Source organism: Streptomyces pimonensis (assembly GCF_041380215.1).
Classification (GTDB): domain Bacteria; phylum Actinomycetota; class Actinomycetes; order Streptomycetales; family Streptomycetaceae; genus Streptomyces; species Streptomyces pimonensis.
Genome location: NZ_JAHWZY010000049.1, coordinates 26,700 through 42,271, shown reverse-complemented (window position 1 = coordinate 42,271; position 15,572 = coordinate 26,700). Strand labels below are relative to the sequence as shown.

12 protein-coding genes, 1 pseudogene and 1 riboswitch are annotated in these 15,572 nt (G+C 73.7%); of the genes and pseudogenes, 6 read left to right on the top strand and 7 right to left on the bottom strand.

The window, feature by feature from the left end:
* Positions 1 to 365: 365 nt before the first annotated feature.
* The 4 genes from KYY02_RS30540 to KYY02_RS30525 all read right to left on the bottom strand — a co-directional run bounded on the left by KYY02_RS30540 (position 366) and on the right by KYY02_RS30525 (position 4,141).
* Positions 366 to 1,244, bottom strand: coding sequence for an ABC transporter ATP-binding protein (locus tag KYY02_RS30540; protein WP_371243643.1), 879 nt, complete (start codon positions 1,242 to 1,244; stop codon positions 366 to 368).
* Positions 1,241 to 2,305, bottom strand: coding sequence for a FecCD family ABC transporter permease (locus KYY02_RS30535; protein ID WP_371243641.1), 1,065 nt, complete (start codon positions 2,303 to 2,305; stop codon positions 1,241 to 1,243). The genes KYY02_RS30540 and KYY02_RS30535 overlap by 4 nt, the downstream gene beginning before the upstream one ends.
* A complete protein-coding gene (locus tag KYY02_RS30530; protein WP_503167879.1) occupies positions 2,302 to 3,342 on the bottom strand; it encodes an ABC transporter substrate-binding protein in 1,041 nt (346 codons plus the stop codon). Before KYY02_RS30530 ends, KYY02_RS30535 begins: the two co-directional genes overlap by 4 nt.
* A gap of 63 nt (positions 3,343 to 3,405) precedes the next feature.
* A riboswitch (cobalamin riboswitch) is annotated at positions 3,406 to 3,536 on the bottom strand.
* A 332-nt stretch (positions 3,537 to 3,868) separates the two neighbouring features.
* The gene (locus KYY02_RS30525; protein ID WP_371243637.1) at positions 3,869 to 4,141 is read right to left on the bottom strand and encodes a beta-xylosidase family glycoside hydrolase; all 273 of its coding nucleotides are present in this window, start codon (positions 4,139 to 4,141) and stop codon (positions 3,869 to 3,871) included.
* Positions 4,142 to 4,400: 259 nt separating this feature from the next.
* Between KYY02_RS30525 and KYY02_RS30520 the strand changes: the two genes are divergently transcribed.
* Genes KYY02_RS30520 through KYY02_RS30505 form a run of 4 tightly spaced genes read left to right on the top strand, consistent with a single transcriptional unit; the run spans position 4,401 to position 11,028 of the window.
* Positions 4,401 to 4,823, top strand: coding sequence for a hypothetical protein (locus KYY02_RS30520; protein ID WP_371243635.1), 423 nt, complete (start codon positions 4,401 to 4,403; stop codon positions 4,821 to 4,823).
* Positions 4,813 to 5,487 carry a hypothetical protein gene (locus KYY02_RS30515; protein WP_371243633.1) on the top strand — a complete coding sequence of 225 codons (675 nt, stop codon included), beginning with the start codon at positions 4,813 to 4,815 and terminating at the stop codon, positions 5,485 to 5,487. The genes KYY02_RS30520 and KYY02_RS30515 overlap by 11 nt, the downstream gene beginning before the upstream one ends.
* Positions 5,488 to 5,489: 2 nt before the next feature.
* On the top strand, positions 5,490 to 10,259 hold the full coding sequence (locus KYY02_RS30510) for a putative T7SS-secreted protein (protein WP_371243631.1): 4,770 nt from the start codon (positions 5,490 to 5,492) through the stop codon (positions 10,257 to 10,259).
* Between the two features lie 7 nt (positions 10,260 to 10,266).
* Positions 10,267 to 11,028 carry a hypothetical protein gene (locus KYY02_RS30505; RefSeq protein WP_371243629.1) on the top strand — a complete coding sequence of 254 codons (762 nt, stop codon included), beginning with the start codon at positions 10,267 to 10,269 and terminating at the stop codon, positions 11,026 to 11,028.
* Between the two features lie 199 nt (positions 11,029 to 11,227).
* Here KYY02_RS30505 and KYY02_RS30500 read toward each other — a convergent pair whose 3' ends face one another.
* The gene (locus tag KYY02_RS30500) at positions 11,228 to 11,428 is read right to left on the bottom strand and encodes a hypothetical protein (protein ID WP_371243627.1); all 201 of its coding nucleotides are present in this window, start codon (positions 11,426 to 11,428) and stop codon (positions 11,228 to 11,230) included.
* A 112-nt stretch (positions 11,429 to 11,540) separates the two neighbouring features.
* Positions 11,541 to 12,845 carry a hypothetical protein gene (locus KYY02_RS30495; protein WP_371243625.1) on the bottom strand — a complete coding sequence of 435 codons (1,305 nt, stop codon included), beginning with the start codon at positions 12,843 to 12,845 and terminating at the stop codon, positions 11,541 to 11,543.
* Between the two features lie 177 nt (positions 12,846 to 13,022).
* Here KYY02_RS30495 and KYY02_RS30490 point away from each other — a divergent pair.
* Positions 13,023 to 13,467, top strand: a pseudogene (locus KYY02_RS30490) (ATP-binding protein).
* A gap of 107 nt (positions 13,468 to 13,574) precedes the next feature.
* Positions 13,575 to 14,228, top strand: coding sequence for a phosphatase PAP2 family protein (locus KYY02_RS30485; RefSeq protein WP_371243645.1), 654 nt, complete (start codon positions 13,575 to 13,577; stop codon positions 14,226 to 14,228).
* 12 nt (positions 14,229 to 14,240) lie between these two features.
* On the opposite strand, the gene KYY02_RS30480 is transcribed toward KYY02_RS30485, so the two are convergent.
* Positions 14,241 to 15,566 (bottom strand): glutamate-1-semialdehyde 2,1-aminomutase, encoded by a 1,326-nt coding sequence (locus KYY02_RS30480; protein ID WP_371243623.1) that lies wholly within the window; start codon positions 15,564 to 15,566, stop codon positions 14,241 to 14,243.
* Positions 15,567 to 15,572: the final 6 nt, after the last annotated feature.

Below are 15,572 nucleotides of genomic sequence, written 5' to 3'. Positions count from 1 at the left end.
GGAGCCGCGCATCCGGCCGCGCAGCCGCAGGTGCCGGGCGTACCAGTTGGCCTCACGCAGCCGCCGGAGAACGTAGTCGGACACCTTCGTGCTGGCCATGCAGGCTCCCTTTCCGATGCCGTCGGCGAACGACCGCCCCCGGCGCCGGGACGCGTGGGGCACGACACACCATGGGTAACCGTGCTGGTGTGCGGGAAACGTCGCCCCGCGAAGCCCGGTCCGGACGCGCGGTCGTCGGCTTGGACCAACGACATCGGCCACGGTGACCCGGTCCGCGACGGCCCCGGCCGAACCACGACCGTGGTGCGGTCCGCAGGCGGACCGCACGCTCCCCGCGGACTCCGTCGCCCGGGCGCCGGCCGTCGTCAGTTCCCGGCCACCGTGCCCAGGAAGCGGATGTGCGGCCGGTCGCCGGGGCCGGGGCGGGTGACCGCGGCGCGTACGCCGTAGACGTCGGCGATCAGGGACTCGGTCAGCGTGCCGCCCGGGGTGCCGGCGGCGACCGCCCGGCCCTGCCGGAGCACGACGACCTGGTCGCAGTACATGGCCGCCAGGTTCAGGTCGTGCAGGGCGACGACGCTGGTGACGGGCAGCTCGGCGACCAGGTTCAGCAGGTCGAGCTGGTGCTGGATGTCGAGGTGGTTGGTCGGTTCGTCCAGCAGCAGCTCGCGCGGTTCCTGGGCCAGGGCGCGGGCGATCTGCACGCGCTGCCGCTCGCCGCCGGAGAGCGTGTGCCAGGGCTGGTCGGCGCGGTCGGCGAGGCCGGTGCGCTCCAGGGCGGTGCGCACGGCCTCCTCGTCCGCCGCGGTCGCGGGGGTCCAGGCGCGGCGGTGCGGGATGCGGCCGAGGCGTACGACGTCGAGGACGGTCAGCTCGACGAGGGTGTCGGCGTGCTGCTCGACGACGGCCACGCGCCGGGCCACGGACCGGCGGCCCCAGTCGCCGAGGGGACGCCCGTCGAGGGTGACGACGCCGGAGGCGGGGGCGAGGACGCCGGCCAGCAGCCGCAGCAGCGTCGACTTCCCCGAGCCGTTGGGGCCGAGCAGCCCGGTCACGGAGCCGGGGCGGGGAGCGAGGCTCACGCCGTCGAGGATCAGCCGTCCGTCGACGCCGCGGCTCACGCGGTCGGCGGCGAGGGTGGGCGACCCGGCGGGCGGCTCCCCGGTGGACGCCTGTCCGGCGGTCGCCCGCCCGGGGCCGGGGCGCCGGGCGACCCCGTCCCGCCGCTGGGCGCCGGCCGTCATCGCATCCTCCTCGTGCGGTACAGCACCAGGACGAACGCCGGGACGCCGACCAGCGAGGTCACCACGCCCACCGGCACCTCCCGGGGATCGAGGACGGTACGGGCCAGGGTGTCGGCCCAGACCAGGAACACCGCCCCGGCGAGCGCGGTGACCGGCAGCAGCCGGGCGTGCCCCGGGCCGACGAGGGCGCGGGCGGCGTGCGGCAGGACCAGGCCGACGAAGCCGATCGCACCGGCCGAGCTGACCAGCGCGGCGGTCAGCAGCGCGGTCACGCACAGCAGCACCAGTCGGGTCCGGGCGACCGCGACCCCGAGGGTCGCCGCGGCGTTCCGGCCGAAGGCGAAGGCGTCCAGGGTGCGTGCGTGCCCCAGGCACACCACGAGGGCGAGCGCCAGGACGGCCAGGCACAGCCCCACCTCGGTCCAGCCGGCCCCGCCGAGCGACCCGAGCAGCCAGAACAGCACGCCCCGGGTGGTCTCCGCGTCGGCCGTCGTCGTCACCACGAACGAGGTCAGGGCGGAGAACAGCTGCATCGCGGCCACTCCGGACAGCACCACGCGGTCCGTCGTCCCGCCGAGCGTGTGGCTGAGCAGCAGCACCAGCGCGAACGAGCCCACCGCGCCCACGAACGCGCCGCCGGAGACGGACAGGACACCGCCGCCGGCGCCGAGGACGATCACGACGACGGCGCCGGTCGACGCCCCGGAGGAGACGCCCAGGACGAAGGGGTCGGCGAGCGGGTTGCGCAGCAACGACTGCATCACCGCGCCGCACACGGCGAGCCCGGCACCGCACACCGCCGCGAGCAGGGTGCGCGGCAGCCGCAGGTTCCAGACGATGCCCTCCCGGATCGGGGTCAGCTCCGTCGTGCCCCACCCCAGACGGGAGGCGACCACCGACCAGGCGTCGCCGACACCGATGTCCGCCGGGCCGATGGTGATGGCCACGGCGACGGACGCGGCGAGCACCGCCAGCCCGGCGCCCAGGCCGGCCACGCCGCGCAGCGCACCCGCGGCGCCCCGCGGCGGGCGGGCCGGGGAGGACCGCGGCGTGGTGGTCATCCGGCGAGCCCGTACTCGCGCAGCGCGGCGGCCACCTTCTCCACGCCCTCGACGGTGCGGATCGTCGGGTTCATGGCCTGCCCGCTGAGCAGCACGTACCGCTTCTCCCTCACCGCCTCCATGTTCCTCGTCGCCGGGTTCGACTCCAGGAACGCGATCTTCTTCTCGGCCGACTCGGCGGTCTGCGACCTGCGGGTGAGGTCGCCGATGACGAGCACGTCGGGGTCGCGGTCGGCGACGGTCTCCCAGTTGATCTGGGGCCATTCCTGCGTGGTGTCGTCGAAGACGTTCTTCGCGCCGAGCGCGTTCGTGATGACGCCGGGCGCACCGCAGCAGCCCGCCATGTAGGGGGACTCCTGGTTCGCGAACCAGTACAGCACGGTGGTGTCCCCCGCGCGGATCCCGGACGCGGCCTCCGCCACCCGGCTCCCCAGCCGGGCGACCAGCCTCTCGCCCCGTTCCTCCACCCCGAAGACCCGCGCCAGTTCCCGCACCTCGCGGTGGACGGTGTCCATGGTCAGGGGCTTCGTCCGCGAGCCGTCGCCGTCGCCGCTGTTGTCCTTGCCCTCGCAGTCGGCGGGCGAGAGGTACGTGGGCACGCCGAGCTCCTCGAACCTGTCGCGGGGGGCCACCCCGCCCTTGCCCAGGGTGGAGGCGAAGGAGGAGGCCACGAAGTCCGGTTCGACGTCCAGGACCCGCTCGAACGACGGCTGGTCGTCGGCCAGCCGGGGCACCTTCGCGGCGGCCCGCTCCAGTCCCTTCATGACCGGGTCGGTCCAGGTGGCCGTCCCCACCATGCGGTCGGCCAGGCCGAGGGAGAGCAGGATCTCGGTGGTGCCCTGGTTCAGGGACACGGCCCGCTTCGGCGGGGCCCCGACCGTCACCTCCTGCCCGCAGTTGTCGAGCGTGACGGCCCGCGCTCCGGCGGGGGCGGGCTTTCCGGACGAGCCGGACCCCGCGCCGGAACCGCACGCGGTGAGCAACAGCGCCCCGGTCAGGAGCAGGACGGAACAGCGGGCGGGACGTGGCAGATGCACGGTGGCGGCTTCCTCAACGTCAGGACCCATACGCGGGGCCCGTGCGGACGATCGGTCGCCAGCAGGTCTTCGGACTCGGGATCACCCCGGCGGAACGCCTTCCCGGACCCGGTTGTGACCGTCGTCCAGTGGCTGCTGCCCCGCCCGTCACCCTCACCGCTGCGCGTCAGTTCCGGGCTCCCACCGGATTCCCTGACCCGTGCACGCGGAAGGCCGTGTGCACGGGTTCGACTGGCGTTCGGAAGCTACCACAGCCCCGCGGGTGCGGCCCGAAGCACCCGTCCCGGGCTCCGGGCGCACGCGTCCGCCGGCCTGCGGCGGGCGGCTGCCGAGGCCCCGTGCCCGGCCGGTACGGCCGCCTTCGGGCAGGGCGACGGAGCCGTCGCACCGCGCCCCGGTGACCACGGCGGGCAGTCCCTCCCCGGCCCCGGCCATCCCCTGAACCACCGGCCGCCGCAGGCCGGCACAGCCCGCTGGACCACGGCTCCGCCCTCGAAGGGTCTTCCCGGGGGCGCGTCATACGACGTCAACGGAGCGCGCGCCAGGCCGCCTCGTCGAAATCGGCGGGCAGACCGCCCCCGGTGAGGTCCCAGGCCCACAGGCCGGCGAACGCGCCGGTGAGGCCGAGGGCCCGGATCCGGCCGTCCTCGAACTCCTCGGCGTGCTCGTCGGACAGGACGGTGGCGTCGAGGGGCGGTCCGACGGGGTGCCAGTCGGCGCCCACGCGCAGCGCGGACGGATCAGGGTGCGAACCCGGCAGGACCGGATTGCGGATGATCTGGGCGGTTGACTGCCGCATGCGCCTCGTGTGCCTCTCGAACCCTGGACGACCGCACCGTGGAAGCACGGACCGTGATGTCGAACGCGCTTGCGTTCAAGTGGTGGAGGCGCCGGCGGACACCGGCCACGCCACGGTCCGCCGTGCCGGCCGACAGACCGTGGCCACAGGTCCGTCCGCGCCCGCGCCGCGTCCTCACGGGACATGAGAACCGTCACCCCGGCCCCGCGCGTCATGGCCTACGGTCTCATCAGGCATCGTCCGGAACGAGGGAGGGGTCGTGGAGCAGCCCAGGACGGCGTTGGCCGAGCGGATCGCCGAGCGGCGGGCGGGGGTCGGCGACCCCCGGGCGCTGGTCGGCGAGATGCGCAGGACGGTCCTGCTGGTCCCGTCCGTCGACGGGCGCCTGTGGAGCGCGCGTTCGGGCGGGGTGCGGTGGGTGTGCGCCTTCACGGACGAGACGGCGCTGGCCCGGTTCGCGCTTGTTCACGGGCCGGGGGAGCGGCCGGTGGAGTACGCCGCGCTGCTGGGCGCGCGCATCGTGGACGAGATCGTGCCGGGCCTGGGAGAGCCCGCCGGCCTCGCCGTGGACATCGCCACCGAGGACGGGTCGATGTTCTTCCCGCCGGTCACCGGGATCGTTCCGGACGGGGCCGCCGTCGATGCCGGGACGGCCGGGGAGGAGCGTGGTCGTGGGCGGTGACGGGCTGGACCTGAGCTTCGACGAGGCGTCGGTGGCGAAGTTCACGCAGGGTGTGGGCGCCACCATCGACGGGCTGGGCGACCTGGGCGGCGCGACCGGCTCGGTGATGGGCAAGGGCTTCTCCCAGTTGTCGATGACGGGGATGGAGGCCGGGCACCACGGGCTGTCGGTCGATTTCGAGGACTTCTGCGAGCGCTGGGAGTGGGGCGTGCGCGCCCTGGTGCACGACGCCAGCGAGCTCGCGGACCGGCTCGGTCTGGCGGCCGGCACGCAGTGGGAGCACGACCAGTACGTCGAGGGGGCGCTGAAGGTGGGGGTCAACTCCGTGGCGGGTGGCAATCCGCACGCCTCCGAGGAGGAGATCACCCGACAGGGCTGGGGCGAGGTGTTCACGCCGGACGCCCTGGACCCGGACTGGAGTGCCGGGTCGTGGGACCGGGCGGGCCAGGAGATGGAGCAGACCTGGAAGGACACCGGCCGGACGCTGCTCACGGAGGGACAGGGCGGCCGGCGGTCGGAGATGCTCAACGAGGCGCTGGGCGTCGACGAGCAGGAGTGGGACCGGGCGCTGGACGAGACGTTCGGTCCCTCGCCCGAGGAACGCGCCCGGCAGGCGCAGCAGCAGGGTGGACAGGGCGGGCCGGGCGACGGCGGGGGTGACTGAACGTGGGCATCGGCGACTTCATCAAGGACATCACGCCGGACTCGGTCGAGGACGCGGTCGAGGACGGTGTCGAGTGGGTCGGCGACCGGGTCGAGGGCGCGGGGAACTGGACCGCGGACCGGCTGGACGACGTCGGCTGGGAGTCCGGCGCGGACTGGGTGCGCGAGCAGTCGCGCTCGGTCGCGAACCGGATGGGCGCCGAGGTCGACGAGCTGGACCTCGGGCAGACCGAGGACAAGACCAAGCTCATCTACGGCAGTCCGGAGAAGATCCGCTCCACCGCCGGGAAACTCCGCGCCTTCCGGAAGGCGTTCGACGACGCCGGCGAGGGGCTGAAGGGCCTGGACTCCTCCCGGCTCGAGGGCAAGGCGGCCGAGGCGCTGCGCACGGCGGTGAGCACCCAGCCGCCCAAGTGGTTCAGGGGCGCCGACGCCTGTGAGGAGGCGGCCGCCGCGCTGGAGTCGTTCGCCTCCACCGTGACCTGGGCACAGGGGCAGGCGCAGACGGCGATCGAGAAGTGGAAGGACGGGGTCGAGGCGTCCGAGGACGCCGCCGACGCCCACCGCGAGAAGGTCGACGGCTACAACAGGGCCGTCGAGCGCTACAACGCCCAGCCCCCGGAGCAGCGCGACCCGTCCACGCTGCCGCCCCGCCCCGCCGCCACGTTCCAGGACCCGGGCAGGAAGCTGATGCAGGAGGCCCAGGAGATCCTCGCCGACGCCCGCGAGCAGCGGAACACGGCCGCGGAGACCGCCCGCAGCGCCGTCCGCGCGGCGCGGGACCTGGCCCCCGAGAAGCCGTCGTACGCGCAGCAGGCGGGTGACGGCCTGCGGGAGTGGCAGATCATGGGCGACCACGTCCGCGGCGGGATCATCAAGGGCAGCGCGGGGCTGGTGAACTTCGTGCGCGGGATCAACCCGCTGGACCCGTACAACATCACCCACCCCGCCGAGTACGCCACGAACCTCAACAACCTGGCCTCCGGCCTGGTGCTGGCCGCCAACGACCCGGTGGGCACCGGCAGGCAGATGGTCGGCGACTTCATGAAGGACCCCTACGAGGGCTTCGGCCGGCTCGTCCCCGACCTCGCGCTGACCGCGGCCACCGGCGGGGGCGGCGCCGCGGTCAAGAGCGTGCGCATCGCCGCGGACGCCGCCGACGCCGCCCGTCTCCGCAACCTGGTCGACGACGCCCCCGGCGGCACCCACGACCGCCCCGACGGCACCCGCACCACCGACGGCACCGACCCCGTCGACCTCGCCTCGGGCCGGATGTTCCTGCCCCAGACGGATGTGGAGATCCCCGGCATCCTGCCGCTGGTGTTCACCCGGCGCACCGAGTCCGGCTGCACGGCCGGCCGCTTCCTGGGGCCGTCCTGGACGTCCACCGTCGACGAGCGCCTGGAGATCGACCCGGTCGGCGTCGTCCACGCCGGCGCCGACGGCCTCCTGATCACCTATCCGCACCCGGTCCCCGGCACCCCCGCCCGCCCCGACTCCGGCACCGCCCGCACCCTGCTGGCCCGCGACGGGGACGGCGACTACACGCTCACCGACCCCGACACCGGCCTGACCCGCCACTTCACCGCCCCGCCCGGCGTCGAACCCGGCGGCGACGGAACCGCCTGGCTGACGTCCCTCACCGACCGCAACGGCCACACCGTCACCGTCGACCGCGCCGACGACGGCCTGCCGCTGGCCCTGGTCCACTCGGCCGGCCACCAGGTGAAGCTGACCTGCGCCGACGGCCGGATCACCGCCCTCTTGCTGGCCGGCGCGGGCGAGGACGGCACCGACCTGCCGCTGATGGCCTACGGCTACGAAGGCGGCGACCTCGCCACCGCCACCAAGCCCTCCGGCGCCACCACCGCCTTCGTCTACGACGACCACCGCCGCGTCACCGCCTGGATCGATTCCAACGGAAGCCGCTACGACTACGTCTACGACGACCGCGACCGCGTCGTCGCCGAGGGCGGCGAGGCCGGCCACGTCCAGATCACCCTCGCCTACACCGAACCCGACCCCGAAACCGGCCACCGCACCACCACGCTCACCACCGCCGACGGCCGCACCACCCGCCACCTCGTCGACCACCGCTGCCGGGTGATCGCCACGACCGACGCGCTCGGCCACACCACCCGGTTCACCCACGACACCCACGGCAACCTGCTCACCCGCACCGACCCGCTCGGCTGCACCACCGGCTTCACGTACGACGAGGAGGGGCGGCTGGTCTCGGCCGTCCGTCCGGACGGCTCCGGACTGCGCGTCGAGCGCGGTCCGTTCGAGCTGCCGGTGGAGGTCACGGGACCGGACGGCGCCCGCACGGCGTACACGTACGACGAACGCGGCAACCGGACCGCCGTCACTGACCCGGCCGGCCGTACCACCCGCACCTCCTACGACGGCGCCGGCCGGCTCACCTCGGTCACCGACGCCCTCGGGGGCACCACCCGGGTGGTGTGCGACGCGGCGGGGCTGGTGGTGGAGGTGACCGACCCGTCCGGGGCCACCACCCGCACCGAGCGGGACGGGCTCGGCCGCCCGGTCCGCGTCACCGGCCCGACGGGCGGGGTCACCCGACTGGAGTGGACCGCGGACGGGCAGCTCGCCCGCCGTACCGCCCCGGGCGGCGCCACCGAGTCATGGACCTATGACGGTGAGGGCAACTGCCTGACCCACACCGACGCCGCCGGCGGCGTGTCCCGCTACGAGTACACCCACTTCGACCTCCCGCTCGCCGGCACCCGGCCCGACGGCGCCCGCTACGCGTTCGAGCACGACAACGACCTGCGTCTCACCCGGGTCACCAACCCGCAGGGTCTGGCCTGGACCTACGAGTACGACGCGGTCGGCAACATCGTGTCCGAGACCGACTTCGACGGACGCACCCTGACCTACCGCACGGACGCCGCGGGCCGGCTCGCCGAGCGGACCGACGCCCTCGGCGGGACCGTCTCCTTCGAGCGCGACCGGCTCGGCCGGGTGCTCCGCAAGGTCGTCGACGGGCGGGTGACGACCTACGCCTACGACCCGGCCGGGCGCCTCCTGGAGGCGGTCGGCCCGGAGGGCGAACTGCGGTACCAGTACGACCGTCGCGGGCAGGTCAAGACGGAACTGTCGGACGGCCGCCCGCTCGTGTACTCCTACGACGACCTGGGGCGGCGTATCCGCCGGACCACGCCCACCGGCCACGTCACGTCCTACTCCTACGGATCCGGCGGGCTCCCCCTGCGGCTGACCACGGGCGGCCGGCGGATCGACTTCACCCACGACGCCGCCGGCCGCGAGCTGGCCCGCGTCTTCGCCGACGCGCTCACCACGACGTCGGCCTGGGACGAGGCCGGACGGCTCACCGCGCAGCACACCACCGCCGGAGCCCGCACCGTCACCGGCCGTGCCTACGCCTACCGCGCCGACGGCCACCTCACCTCGGTCGCGGACCGGCTGTCGGGCACCCGCACCTTCGACCTGGACCCGCTGGGCCGGGTCACCGCCGTCCGCGCGCCGGGATGGACGGAGCGGTACGCGTACGACGACGCGGGCAACCAGACCTCGGCGACCTGGCCGGACCGGCATCCGGGCGGTGAGGCGACCGGGGAGCGCGCCTACAGCGGCACCCGCATCACCCGCGCCGGCGGCGTCCGCTTCGAGCACGACGCCCTGGGCCGCGTCACCCTGCGGCAGAGGACCCGCCTGTCCCGCAAGCCCGACACCTGGCGCTACGCGTGGGACACGGAGAACCGCCTCACCTCCGTCACCACCCCCGACGGAACTCGGTGGCGCTACCGCTACGACCCGCTGGGCCGCCGCACCGCGAAGCAGCGCCTGGCGGCCGACGGCGAGAGCGTGGTCGAGGAGGTCCGCTTCACCTGGGACGGCCTCACCCTGTGCGAACAGACCAGCCACCGACCCGACGACCCGCACACGGTCGTCCTCACCTGGGACCACCGGGACGTCGTCCCCCTGACCCAGACCGAACGCATCCTCACGGCCGACAGCGGCCAGGAGGAGATCGACCGCCGGTTCTTCGCCATCGCCACCGACCTCGTCGGCACCCCCACCGAACTCATCGACGAGACCGGCGACATCGCCTGGCACACCCGGAGCACGCTCTGGGGCACCACCGCCTGGGCCCGCGACAGCAGCGCCTACACCCCGCTGCGCTTCCCCGGCCAGTACTACGACCCCGAGACCGGCCTCCACTACAACTGCCTCCGGTACTACGACCCCGAGACCGGCCGTTACACCTCCCCGGACCCCCTCGGCCTGGCCCCCGCGCCGAACCCCGTCGCGTACGTGGACAACCCGCACAGCGGGTGCGACCCGCTGGGCCTGATGCCCAAGTACACCAAGGAGGAAAGGGCCCAGAAGCGGATCAACAAGGTCGTGGACGACATCGTCGAGAGAGCACAGGACGGCGGGTTCAGGAAGCGCCACGACTACCACGGGGACACCCGGCACGCCTTCGGCGACGAACGGGTCGTCGAGATCCTCAAGAACCCGGACGCCGTGTACCACTCGACGGGCACGGCCGGGACGTTCACCTTCCGACAGGGTGACGACATCGTGGTGATCGACGGCCCCGGCACCACCCAGGGCCAGGCCATCACGGCGTACGGTCCCTCGGGCATCAAGGGCGAGTCCGGGGCCACGGCGCTCGGCGGGAAACCCACGGACCCCGGCGCCCCGGTGACGCACGAGGACATCGTGAACGGCAGAATTCCCGCCAAGGACGGCCGCTTCCAGCCTCCGGCGGTACAGATCAGATGAGGCAGTGATGACGACGAAACTGAAGTTCGACGGCGGCTGGTCCGCGACGGTGACGGACGAGCCGCTCGACCTCGTTCCCCGTCTCCTCGGTACTTCCCTGATCGTTTCCCCCTATGCGGACCGGGTGGAGCGGGAGAAGTTCCTCGCGGACACGTTCGGCAGCCAGGACCTGCTGTGGGACCTCCCCGACGTTTTCCGCTTCGCCCCGAGCGACCGACATCTGGTCGGGGCTGAATTCCGAATTCCGGAAGAGTCCGCCTCAGCCGAGGACTCGGCCCGCCTTCCCGTCCCGCCTGAAGTACGCCCGGGCGGACTCCGCGCGGACGAGGTCAGGGACTTCCGCCACGAGATGTGCACGGTGCTGTGCCGCGCTCCCGGCGATGCCGTGCTGACCTGCCTGCGCGACCTCGACGTCCTCGACGAACCGCTGGATGCCCGCATCGGCATCGCCCCCGACGTGGCGCTCCTCGTCCAGCACGGAACCGTCGCCGGCTGGAGCCTCACGGACCCCGCGCGCTACCTGACCACCGGCTTCGCCGCCCCCGACCCCGCTCCCCCCGTCCCGGCCACCCGCCGTCTGCTCACCGAATGCCTGGACCTGGTCACCACGGTGGCGGTGGTCGACGACCTGGTCGACGGTGAACCGGCCGCCCTGGCCCGCCTCCAGGCCGCCGACAAGGCCCTGCGCGAGCAACGCGAGGACCGGCACCGGGCCGACGCCCTGCTCGAGCTGATCGCCACCTACGTGGAGGACTACGGGAACTGGTGAACGAGGACGAAGACCAAGGAACGGGGGCTCGGGTGCGGCGGTCTGTGCGGATCGACGGGCGTGCGCCGACTGAGGTCCCCCCTCTGAGCCGGACAGCCTGATACTGGGACGACAGGTCCCGGAGAAAGCGGTTCCGGGTAGTGGGCAAGAAGAGCAAATGGAAGTTGAGGGTGTGCCGCACGTCGTCCAGGACACGCGGCTACCAGTTCTCCCGCTCCGCGAAAGCAGAGGGGTCGATGGTGCGCATGATGCTGGCCTCCTCCGCCTCCCGCACCGCAATGTCCGACAGGACCGACTCCGCTGCCTTCCTCGCCGTGCCGAGGAAGACCTCGGGGGCCGATTCCGTATAGCTCGGGACTTTCCCGTACAGCCGGAGCGGCTCCCCCTCATTGGCTCCCACTCCGTGTCCCACATCCTTTTCCCGGTTCGCGGCCAGCAGGCTGGCGCGTGATCAAGGGCGGGAACAGGCGGTATCCCGCCGCTGTGCTCGTCCCGGTGACGGGGGCCGGGCGTCACCGGCCGCCGTCGGGTCCCCTGCCGCGCAATGAGGACAGCACGAGGCGGCCGTAGCGCGTGGTGAGGGCCAGGGCCGTGGTGGCCAGCGCGGCGGCGAGTGCGACGAGGACGGCGACGACTCCCTTGGCACCGAGCACCTGGAGGATGCTCAGGGCTGTACCGACCGGCAGGCCCAGAACGGTCAGGACACCGAGTGCGCCCGCGATCTGCTGACTCTCCTGGGTCTGCACCAGCCTTGCGTAGTCCGCCGCTTCGGCGAGGATCTCGCCGAAGCGCTCCGCGAGGCGGTACTGGGTCTGGAAACCCAACAGCAGTTCGTTGGCCGGACCGTGGGCGGTGAGGTGCTGACGCCAGTAGGTGCTGCGGAACGTGGCGATGTGCCGTTCGAGGGTGGACATACGGCGGGCGAGCTTCGGGCCGTCGAAGACGCCGGCGAGGTCATCGGTCAGTTCGTCGATGTGGTCGCGCTGGATGCTGCCGAGCAGCAGGGCGTCGAGGTAGACGGTGCGGCCGTGCAACTGCGCGAAGCCGTAGAAGTCGTTCTCTCCCGGGTCGGCGCGGTGTCCGAGGAAGGCCGCACCGTGGCGTAGCACCAGAGCGCTCCAGTCGGCGGATATGCGCAGCGCGTTTTCCGTCCGGTCGGGCCACTGCTCGAGCGGGGTGGGGAAGTCGGCCTCCGTGGACCTCGAGGCGAGGTACCAGAGCCACTGGTCGGCCGTCTCCGGAAGCCGTCCGTCCTGCCGCAGTGCGGGAGTGTGCTGTGCGCCGGGTGTGAGGAACGCGATTGTGTACGGGCGGGCGATCGCGAACGGGGCGGCGGCGCCGCGCGGTTCGGCGATACCGGCCAGCAGCGCTCCGGGGGAGAGCGGGCCGTCGAGCGGGTCGGGGGCGGCGGGGCTGCGGTGGCCGATGGCACGCAGCGTCTCCAGCAGGTGGGGGCCTTCGACGTCGAAGTGCAGCACCGCCAGCCCGTGGTCCGGGTGGCGGGCGGTGGCCGTGCGCAACAACTCGATCCCCCTGAGGTGCAGGGGCCCGTGCTGCACGTCCATGAACCGGTGCCAGCGACACGGCCTTTCGGGTGTGCCGTAGAGGACGCGGGCGGCGGCCGGGGTGAAGTACGTCCGCCGGGTGGTGGCATCGGTGCGACGGCTGCCGAGTTCGAAGGGCAGGGGGCCGGCCGGCCAGTCGGCGGGCGCGGTGAACCGGACCGGCAGGACGACGGCCAATGTCTGCCGGACGCCGGTGACGGAACTGAGGTCCGCGTTCAACGGGGATGCCTCCGGTACGCAACGGGTGGCCATGGGCCGGGCGGACCCCAGGATACGGATCACATCGCGCCCCGGGCAGGCGCTCGATGCTCCGTGCACGCGGTGCGCGACTTCCAGCGTCCGCGCCGTTCACCACATGTGTGCGTACGCACCTCGGCGTACGCGGGTCGTTGCTGGTGAACGGCCCGGGTGCCCCACCACATGGGGCACATGACACCACCACCCATCTCCGCGACCCGCCAAGGGCCCGTCACCGTACGTGTGTTCACCCAGCGGCTCGGCTCCACCCCGCGCGGCGCCCGCCTCGCCCGCCACCTCGTGCTGCACCGGCTCGACGCCCGGGGCGTCCCGCACGGCAGCGAGGCGTCCGACACCGCCGCCCTGCTCGTCGCCGAGCCGGCGGCCGACGCCGTCACGCACGGACGTGTCCCCGGACGGGACTTCGAGGTCGTCGTCGGTCTGCTCGGCCGGAACCTGCGCATCGAGGCCCCGGACACCCGAGCGAGGGCCGGCCCGTCGTCCCCACCGCGCACCCGCCGCTCGCGGAGACGGGCCGGGGCATGGTCCTGGTGGAGGCGCTCGCCGACCGGTGGGAGGTCCTGGACCGCCTCCCGTCGGCAGGACGGTCGTCGCCGAACGGGACCTGCCCGGCTGACGCGGCCGTCACGGGTGAGTTGTCCACAGGGCGGGGCATCCGGCGGGCGCGGCGGCGATGATGGACCGATGGTGGAGGATCTGATCCGGCCCGCCCGCGGCCGGCGTGTGACCGGCCGGCCGGCGCCCGAGGTGCTGCCCCCGCCGCTGCGCGCGTGGCTCGGGCTGATCGCGGCCCTCGCCGCGCTGGTGGTCGCCGCGCTCGGGGTCGTGTACGCCGGCGACGGCGAGCCCGGCGGGGTGGACGCGCGGATCGCGGTGGACGGAGTGGGGCCGCCGTGGCGGCACGCCGCCCTGGCCACGGACTTCCTGGGGGAGCCCGTGGGAGCCGCGGTGCTGGCCGGGGCCGCCGTGACGGGCTGTCTGCTGCTCCGGTGGCCCCGCGCGGCGGTGCTGGTCGTGGTCGGGACCGGTCCGGCCGTGGGGGTGACCAAGGTGCTCAAGCCTCTGGTGGGGCGGACCATCCACGGCGACGCCAACCTGTCCTACCCGAGTGGGCACACCGCCTTCCTCACCGCGTTCGCCCTCGTGGTGGCGCTGCTCGCGACCGGCCGGCTCGGCCTCGGCAGGACGGCCGGCACGTCACTCGTGCTCGGCGCGGCACTCGTCGTGGGCGCCGCGATGGGCTGGGCCCAGGTCGCCCTGGGCGCGCACTACCCGACCGACGTCCTCGGCGGCTGGTGCACCGCGCTGGCGGTGACACCGGCGGCCGCGTGGTGGGTCGACCGGGTGGCCGGCGCCGGCCGGGAGCGGCGCCCCTGACAGCACGTCATGTCACGCCAGCCGGCGGAAGACCGGCTTCACCGGGCGTCCGCCCAGCCAGGGGGCTGGGTCGCCGGCGTCCAGTGCCTTGCGGTACACCGCGCACGCCTGGGCCACGACCTCGACGGTGTGGTCGATGTCGGCGTCGCCGAGCGCGCTGCTCACCACGAACGAGGGGGCCAGCACCCCGCCCGCGAGGAGCCGGCGCAGGAACAGGGTGCGGTACTCCTGGGACGGCCGCCCGTCTTCGTCGAGGGTGGCGAAGACCAGGTTGCTGGCCCGGCCCCGGACGACGACGTGGTCGCCGACGCCCATGCCGGCCGCGGCCTCGCGGACGCCGGCGGCCAGCTTCTCGCCGAGGGCGTGCAACCGCGCGGTGACGCCCTCCTCGGTGTAGGTGGCCTGTACGGCCATCGCGGCGGCCAGGGAGTGGGTCTCCGCACCGTGTGTGGTGGACAGCAGGAACACCCGCTCGCCGGAGTGGCGCAGCCCGCCCCGCTCCATCAGCTCGCGGCGCCCGGCCAGCGCGGAGACGGCGAACCCGTTGCCCAGCGCCTTGCCGAACGTGGAGAGGTCGGGGACGACGCCGTACAGGCCCTGGGCGCCCGCCTCGGACCAGCGGAAGCCGGTGATCATCTCGTCGAAGACCAGGACGCAGCCGTGCCGGTCGGCCAGTGCGCGCAGGCCCTCGAGGTAGCCGGGCGGCGGCTCGGTGTGGGTGGCCGGCTCCAGGATCAGGCAGGCGATCTCGCCCTCGTACCGGTTCAGCAGTTCCTCCGTGGCGGCCAGGTCGCCGTAGGGGAACGCCACGGTGAGGTCGGTGGTCGCCGCCGGAACGCCGGCGGACATCGGCGTGGTGCCGATGAACCAGTCGTCGACGGAGAAGAACGGGTGGTCGGCGCAGAGGGCCACCCGCGGGCGCCCGGTGGCGGCGCGGGCGAGGCGCACCGCGGCGGTGGTGGCGTCGGAGCCGTTCTTCGCGAACTTCACCATCTCGGCGGTCGGCACCGTGGCCAGGAAGCGCTCCGCGGCCTCGACCTCCACGACGGACGGCCGGACGAAGTTGCCGCCGCGGTCCAGTTCCCGCCGCACCGCCTCGGTCACGCGCGGGTGGGCGTGACCGAGGCTGACCGACCGCAGGCCGGAGCCGTACTCGACGTAGCGGTTGCCGTCGACGTCCCACACGTGGGCGCCGCGGCCGTGGCTGATGACCGGGGCCAGGTGCTCGGGGTACTGGTCGTCGCCCTTGGCGTAGGTGTGCGCGCCGCCGGGGACCAGGGCGTGCAGGCGCTCGTTCGCCTCCCGCGAGCGGGGCAGTTCGAACTCTTCGGTGGTCACTGCGGC

Excerpts from the sequence above, each read along its gene's own strand:
- KYY02_RS30525 (WP_371243637.1), bottom strand. The coding sequence starts at position 4,141 with ATGCGGCAGTCAACCGCCCAGATCATCCGCAATCCGGTCCTGCCGGGT.
- KYY02_RS30505 (WP_371243629.1), top strand. The coding sequence starts at position 10,267 with ATGACGACGAAACTGAAGTTCGACGGCGGCTGGTCCGCGACGGTGACG.
- KYY02_RS30535 (WP_371243641.1), bottom strand. The coding sequence starts at position 2,305 with ATGACCACCACGCCGCGGTCCTCCCCGGCCCGCCCGCCGCGGGGCGCC.
- KYY02_RS30495 (WP_371243625.1), bottom strand. The coding sequence starts at position 12,845 with ATGGCCACCCGTTGCGTACCGGAGGCATCCCCGTTGAACGCGGACCTC.
- KYY02_RS30540 (WP_371243643.1), bottom strand. The coding sequence starts at position 1,244 with ATGACGGCCGGCGCCCAGCGGCGGGACGGGGTCGCCCGGCGCCCCGGC.